Origin of the sequence: Mycolicibacterium houstonense, from assembly GCF_900078665.2 — a bacterium.
GTDB classification, from domain to species: domain Bacteria; phylum Actinomycetota; class Actinomycetes; order Mycobacteriales; family Mycobacteriaceae; genus Mycobacterium; species Mycobacterium houstonense.
Map to the genome: position 1 here is coordinate 2,394,907 of NZ_LT546207.1, position 6,368 is coordinate 2,401,274.

Sequence of the window (6,368 nt, forward strand, 5' to 3'; positions counted from 1 at the left end):
ATACGGCGAACCGTCAGTCCACGAGTAGAACACAAGAAGATTGGGTGGTCGTCCTGGTGTCGACGCAGGCAGAGACCCTGCGATTGCTGGACGAGAGCGAGAATAACTCGGTTTGGTGAAGTAATCAAGCAACGTCAACACCGGGCGTGTGGTGGTTGACTCTCCTCGTGTCGACCCATCGTCAGTTCTTGGCAGCCACGCCTGACGTCCAGCGGACGCCCGCTCCGACCGACATCTCCCTGACGGTGAACCCGTTGGCAGTGCCGTAATCCACGGCTTCATCAGGCAATCCCACCTGCGAACTCAGCCCGAGAACCGTAGGCCCGGCCCCGGACAGCACTGCCGCCACTCCACAACGCCGCAGCAGATGCAGATATTCCGCGGAGGCCGGCATCGCGGCGGCCCGCTGTGGCTGATGCAACACATCCTGCGTGGCGGTCATCAACAGATCCGGACGCTCACTCAACGCCACCACCAACAGCGCGGCCCGGCTGAGGTTGAACCGGGCATCGGTGTGGCTGACCTGCTCGGGCAGCACGGCCCGAGTCTCGGCGGTGGACGACCGCTGCTGGGGAACGGCCGGGAACAACCGGACGTCCGGATGCACCCGGACCGGCACCGCGCGGTAGCGCGGCCGGCCCTCGTCATCGGTCTCGGTCCAGGAGACCACCGCACCACCCAGCACGGCAGCGGCGGCGTTGTCCGGATGCCCCTCGAACTCGCTGGCCAGCTGGATCAGCTGGTCTGCATCCATCGGATCCGAACCAGCTTGCGCCACAAGACCATTGACCACAGCGAGACCGCCCACCACCGCAGCGGCCGAAGAGCCGAGCCCACGGGAATGCGGAATTTCGTTGCGGCAGCGCACGATCAGGCCGGCGGCGCGATGACCGGTGGCCTGCAACCCCGCCTCGATGGCCCGCACCACCAGATGCGTCGCATCCAGCGGCACCTGACCCGCGCCCTCGCCCTCGACCTCCAGCTGGAGACCGGAATCGGTTGTCTCGACGATGATTTCGTCGTACAGGCTCAACGCCAACCCCAGGCTGTCGAAGCCCGGTCCGAGATTGGCGCTGGAGGCGGCGACGACAGCGGTGGCCGTGAGCCCGGCGGGCAGGGTCTGAGTCACCAGGCTCAGACCAGTTCGAGCTTGGCGACGACGGCGACCGGATCGACCGGAACCGGGGTGACGGTGGGCATGTCCTTGAGCGCGGTGTCGGGATCCTTGAGGCCATTGCCGGTCACCGTGCAGACCACCGTCGAGCCCCGCTTGACCCACCCGTCCTCGACCGACTTCAGCAGGCCGGCCACGCTGGCCGCCGACGCGGGCTCGACGAACACCCCTTCGCTGCGCGCGATCAGGTGATACGCGGCGAGGATCTCGTCATCGGTGGCGGCCAGGAACCGGCCCTTGGACTGCTGCTGGGCCTCGACTGCGCCGGACCACGAGGCGGGCGAACCGATCCGAATGGCGGTGGCGATGGTCTCGGGCTCCTTGACCGGCTCACCCAGCACCAACGGGGCCGCGCCGGCGGCCTGGGTGCCGAGCATGCGCGGCAGCCGGTCCGACAGGCCGTCGCGGTGGTACTCGGAGTAGCCCTTCCAGTAGGCGGTGATGTTGCCCGCGTTGCCCACCGGCAGCGCGTGCACGTCGGGAGCGGTGCCCAGCGCGTCGACGATCTCGAACGCGGCGGTCTTCTGGCCCTCGATGCGGTACGGGTTGACCGAGTTCACCAGTGCGATCGTCGGGAAATCAGCGGTGATCTTGCGGGCCAGCTCGAGGCAGTCGTCGAAGTTGCCGTCGACCTGGATGATCTTGGCGCCGTACATGACCGCCTGCGCCAGCTTGCCCATCGCGATCTTGCCCTGCGGGATCAGCACCGCGCAGGTGATCCCGGCCTTGGCCGCGTAGGCGGCAGCCGAGGCCGAGGTGTTGCCGGTGGACGCGCACAGCACAGCCTGCTGGCCGCGCGCGATCGACTCGGTGACCGCGACGGTCATGCCGCGGTCCTTGAACGAGCCGGTCGGGTTGAGCCCCTCGACCTTGAGATGCACTGTGCAGCCGGTGAGTTCGCTCAGCCGCTTGGCATGGATCAGCGGGGTGCCGCCCTCGTGCAAGGTGATCGGCGTCCAGTTGTCACCGACCGGCATCCGATCGCGGTAGGCCTCGATCAAACCCGGCCAGGGCCGGTGCACCGGTCCCGCACTGGTCTTTGCTTGCGTCCCGGGGTTCATGCGTTGTTTCCTTCCATACGCAGCACGCTGTTGATCGTCTGCACCGCGTCGAGATCGGCCAGGGCCTCGACGGTCTCCGACAGCGCGGCATCGGTGGCCTGGTGGGTGACCACCACGATGCGCGCGCCGCACGGCTGTCCGCCGTCGTCGACCATGCCCTCCTGGCGCACCTCGGCGATGCTGACCTCACGCTTGCTGAATTCGGCTGCCACCGCCGACAACACACCGGGCACGTCGGACACGTTCATGTTCACGTAGTACCGGGTCGGGATGAACCCGATCGGGGCGATCGGCAACTTCGCGTACTTGGATTCCCGCGGTCCGCGGCCACCCTGGACCCGGTTCCGCGCGGCCATCACCACGTCGCCCATCACCGCCGAGGCGGTCGGTGCTCCCCCGGCGCCCTGGCCGTAGAACATCAGCCGGCCGGCGGCCTCGGCCTCGACCACCACCGCGTTGAAGGCCCCGTTGACCGCGGCCAGCGGGTGCGACAGGGGCACCAGTGCCGGGTAGACGCGGGCCGAAACCCGTTGCTTGCCTTCATCGCTGGTGAGCCGCTCGCAGATGGCCAGCAGCTTGATGGTGCAGCCCAGGGCGCGGGCCGACTCGAAATCGGCCGCACTCACCTTGGTGATGCCCTCGCGGTAGACGTCGTCGGCGGTGACGCGGGTGTGGAACGCGATCGAGGCGAGGATCGCCGCCTTGGCCGCGGCGTCGTAGCCCTCGACATCGGCGGTGGGATCGGCCTCGGCGTAGCCGAGCGCACTGGCATCGGCCAGCGCCGAGGCGTAATCGGCTCCGGTGCTGTCCATCTCGGACAGGATGTAGTTGGTGGTGCCGTTGACGATGCCGGCCACCCGCAGCACCGAATCGCCGGCAAGCGACTGCGTCAGCGGGCGGATCACTGGAATCGCGCCTGCCACCGCGGCCTCGAAATACAGGTCGACGCGGGCCTTTTCGGCTGCCTGCGCCAACTCGCCGGTGGACTGTGCCATCAACGCCTTGTTGGCCGTCACCACCGACTTGCCCTGCTCGAGCGCGGCCAGGATGGCCTTGCGGGCAGGCTTCACCGGGCCCATCAACTCGACGACAATGTCGACATCGTCGCGCGACACCAGGCCGATGATGTCGTCGGTGAGCAGATTCTTCGGCACACCACGGTCACCGGAGACCTTGCGGACACCGATGCCCCGCAGCTCGAGCGGGGCGCCGATGCGGGCTGCGAGGTCGGTGGCGCTCTCGTTGATGATGCGCACCACTTCGCTGCCGACGTTGCCCAGCCCCAGTACCGCTACACCGATGGGCTTCTCACTCATTGACCACTCACCTCCAGGCTCAAAAGATCGTCGACTGTCTCTCGGCGGAGCACCAGCCGCGATGTGCCGTCCTTGACGGCGACCACGGCAGGTCGGCACAACAGGTTGTACCGGCTCGACATCGAGTAGCAATAGGCGCCGGTCGCGGCGACGGCCAGCAGATCACCGGGCGCGACGTCGTCGGACACCCAGGTATCGCGGACGATGATGTCCCCGGTTTCGCAGTGCTTTCCGACGATCCGGGCCAGCACTGCCGACGCGTCGCTGGTGCGCGAGACCAGCCGCGCGTCATATTCGGCGTCGTAGAGGGCGGGCCGGATGTTGTCGCTCATCCCGCCGTCGACGCTGACGTAGCGCCGCTGCGCGGTGGCGCTCACCGCGACGTCTTTGACGGTGCCGACCTCGTAGAGGGTGATGGTGCCGGGCCCGGCGATGGCGCGGCCCGGTTCCACCACGAGCTTCGGTGTGGGCAGGCCGACGGCAGCCGACTCGCTGCGCACGATGGCCTTCAGTTTGTCGGCCAGCTCCTGCATCGGCGGCGGATCGTCGTGCGGGGTGTACGAGATACCCAGGCCCCCACCGAGATCGATAACCGACATCTGCGACGTCTTCTCGACACCGAATTCGGAGACCACGTCACGCAGCAGGCCGATCACCCGGTGGGCGGCCACCTCGAACCCCGCGACGTCGAAGATCTGGCTGCCGATGTGGCTGTGCAGACCGACCAGTCGCAGGTTGTCGGTGGCGAACACCTTGCGGACCGCTTCCATGGCGGCACCGCTGGCCAGCGACAGCCCGAACTTCTGGTCCTCATGGGCGGTGGAGATGAACTCGTGGGTGTGCGCCTCGACGCCGGGCGTCACGCGCACCAGCACGTCTTGCACGATGCCGGCGGCACCCGCCACCTCGTCCAGCCGCTCGATCTCGATCAGGGAGTCGACCACCACATGACCGACCCCGGCCTTGACCGCAGTGGTGAGCTCTGCGACGGATTTGTTGTTGCCGTGCAAGGTGATTCGCTCCGATGGGAAACCGGCGTGCAGGGCCACTGCCAGCTCTCCCCCAGTTGCCACGTCGAGCGACAGACCCTCCTGGTCGACCCAGCGGGCGATCTCGCTGCACAGAAACGCCTTGGCGGCGTAGTGCACGTAGTCGCCGCCGCCGAACGCCGCGGCGATCTCACGGCAGCGCGACCGGAAGTCGTCCTCGTCGACCACGAACAACGGGGTGCCGTACTCGGCCGCGAGGTCGGTGACCGACACGCCGGCGATCGACACCACTCCGTCGTCGCCGCGAACCAGGTTGCGCGGCCACACCTTCGGGGCGAGCAGCAGGATTTCCTCGGGGCTCTGCGGCTTCTCCGGCGCCCCGGGGTGGTGGATCTCCTCGGCGTGCCGGGGACCGGCTGGATGCGCGTTCACATGCGCTCCGGGGCGGTGACACCGAGGATGGCCAGACCGTTCGCGATCACCTGACGGGTGGCCTCACACAAGGCCAGGCGTGCGGCGTTCAGGTCGCCGGCCTCTTCGTCGCCCTGGGGCAGCACGCGGCAGGCGTCGTAGAACCGGTGGTAATCACCGGCCAGGTCCTCCAGGTAGCGGCACACCCGGTGCGGCTCCCGCAGCGCGGCCGCGGCCTTGAGCACCCGGGGGAACTCGCCGAGGTTGCGGATCAGGATGCCCTCTTTCTCGTGGGACAGCAGATCCAGGTGGGCGGTGTCGGCGCTGACGCCGAGATCCGCGGCATTACGGGCCAGCGCCGACAGTCGGGCATGCGCGTATTGCACGTAGTAGACCGGGTTTTCGTTTGACGCGCTGGACCACAGGGCCAGGTCGATGTCGATCGGGGTGTCCACCGAGGAGCGGATCAGGGAGTACCGGGCGGCGTCGACGCCGATGGCCTCGACCAGATCGTCGAGGGTGATGACGGTGCCCGCCCGCTTGCTCATCCGCACCGGCTGGCCGTCGCGCACCAGGTTGACCATCTGGCCGATCAGCACCTCGACGGTGTCCGGGTTGTCCCCGAGCGCCGCGGCGGCGGCCTTCAGGCGCGCGATGTAGCCGTGGTGGTCGGCGCCGAGCATGTAGATGCACAGGTCGAAGCCGCGCTGACGCTTGTCCAGGTAGTAGGCCAGGTCACCGGCGATGTAGGCCGCGTTGCCGTCGCTCTTGATGACGACGCGGTCCTTGTCGTCACCGAACTCGGTGGTGCGCAACCAGGTTGCGCCGTCCTTCTCGTAGATGTTGCCGGTCTCGCGCAGTTTGGCGATCGCCTGGTCGACGCGGCCGGAGGTGTGCATCGAGTCTTCGTGGGTGTACACGTCGAAGTCGGTGCCGAACTCGTGCAGCGATTCCTTGATGTGGGCGAACATCAGGTCGACGCCGATCGCCCGGAAGGTCTCCTGCTGCTCGTCGGCCGGCAGGCTCATCACGTCGGGCCGCTTGGCCACCACGGATGCGGCGATGTCGTTGATGTAGGTGCCGGCGTACCCGTCCTCCGGCGCGGGCTCCCCCCTGGCCGCGGCGACCAACGACCGGGCGAACCGGTCGATCTGGGCGCCGTGGTCGTTGAAGTAGTACTCCCGGGTGACGTCGGCGCCCTGGGTGGACAGCAGCCGGCCCAGCGCGTCGCCGACCGCGGCCCAGCGGGTACCGCCGATGTGGATCGGTCCGGTCGGGTTGGCCGAGACGAACTCCAGGTTGACCTTTTGGTCCAGCTCGGTGGAGTTGCCGTACGTATCGGCGGCGGCCAGCACGTTGGTGACGATGACGCCCTGCGCGGACGTCTCGATGCGCAGGTTGACGAACCCGGGACCGG

The 6,368-nt window shown here is 67.9% G+C and carries 5 protein-coding genes (1 of these 5 running past the window's edge); all 5 read right to left on the bottom strand.

Annotation, left to right across the window (positions count from 1 at the left end; translation table 11 throughout):
- Window positions 1–181: 181 nt before the first annotated feature.
- Tightly spaced (at most 5 nt apart), the 5 genes in view from thrB to argS form a layout consistent with a single transcriptional unit that may run on beyond the window.
- Window positions 182–1,129 (bottom strand): homoserine kinase, encoded by a 948-nt coding sequence (thrB, locus tag BN4332_RS11975; protein ID WP_066898644.1) that lies wholly within the window; start codon window positions 1,127–1,129, stop codon window positions 182–184.
- 5 nt (window positions 1,130–1,134) lie between these two features.
- Entirely contained in the window at window positions 1,135–2,235 is a 1,101-nt protein-coding gene (gene thrC / locus BN4332_RS11980; RefSeq protein ID WP_066898645.1) for a threonine synthase, read from the bottom strand.
- Window positions 2,232–3,551: a homoserine dehydrogenase gene (locus tag BN4332_RS11985; protein WP_066898646.1), complete on the bottom strand. Its 1,320-nt coding sequence runs from the start codon at window positions 3,549–3,551 to the stop codon at window positions 2,232–2,234. The genes thrC and BN4332_RS11985 overlap by 4 nt, the downstream gene beginning before the upstream one ends.
- The gene (lysA, locus tag BN4332_RS11990; RefSeq protein ID WP_066898647.1) at window positions 3,548–4,972 is read right to left on the bottom strand and encodes a diaminopimelate decarboxylase; all 1,425 of its coding nucleotides are present in this window, start codon (window positions 4,970–4,972) and stop codon (window positions 3,548–3,550) included. The genes BN4332_RS11985 and lysA overlap by 4 nt, the downstream gene beginning before the upstream one ends.
- A protein-coding gene (argS, locus tag BN4332_RS11995) for an arginine--tRNA ligase (RefSeq protein ID WP_066898648.1) crosses the window boundary here: on the bottom strand, window positions 4,969–6,368 show its 3' portion. The gene runs 241 nt beyond the window's last position; only the last 1,400 of its 1,641 coding nucleotides appear in the window; the start codon falls outside the window, past its right edge; it ends in the stop codon at window positions 4,969–4,971. The genes lysA and argS overlap by 4 nt, the downstream gene beginning before the upstream one ends.

Excerpts from the sequence above, each read along its gene's own strand:
- thrC (WP_066898645.1), bottom strand. The coding sequence starts at position 2,235 with ATGAACCCCGGGACGCAAGCAAAGACCAGTGCGGGACCGGTGCACCGG.
- BN4332_RS11985 (WP_066898646.1), bottom strand. The coding sequence starts at position 3,551 with ATGAGTGAGAAGCCCATCGGTGTAGCGGTACTGGGGCTGGGCAACGTC.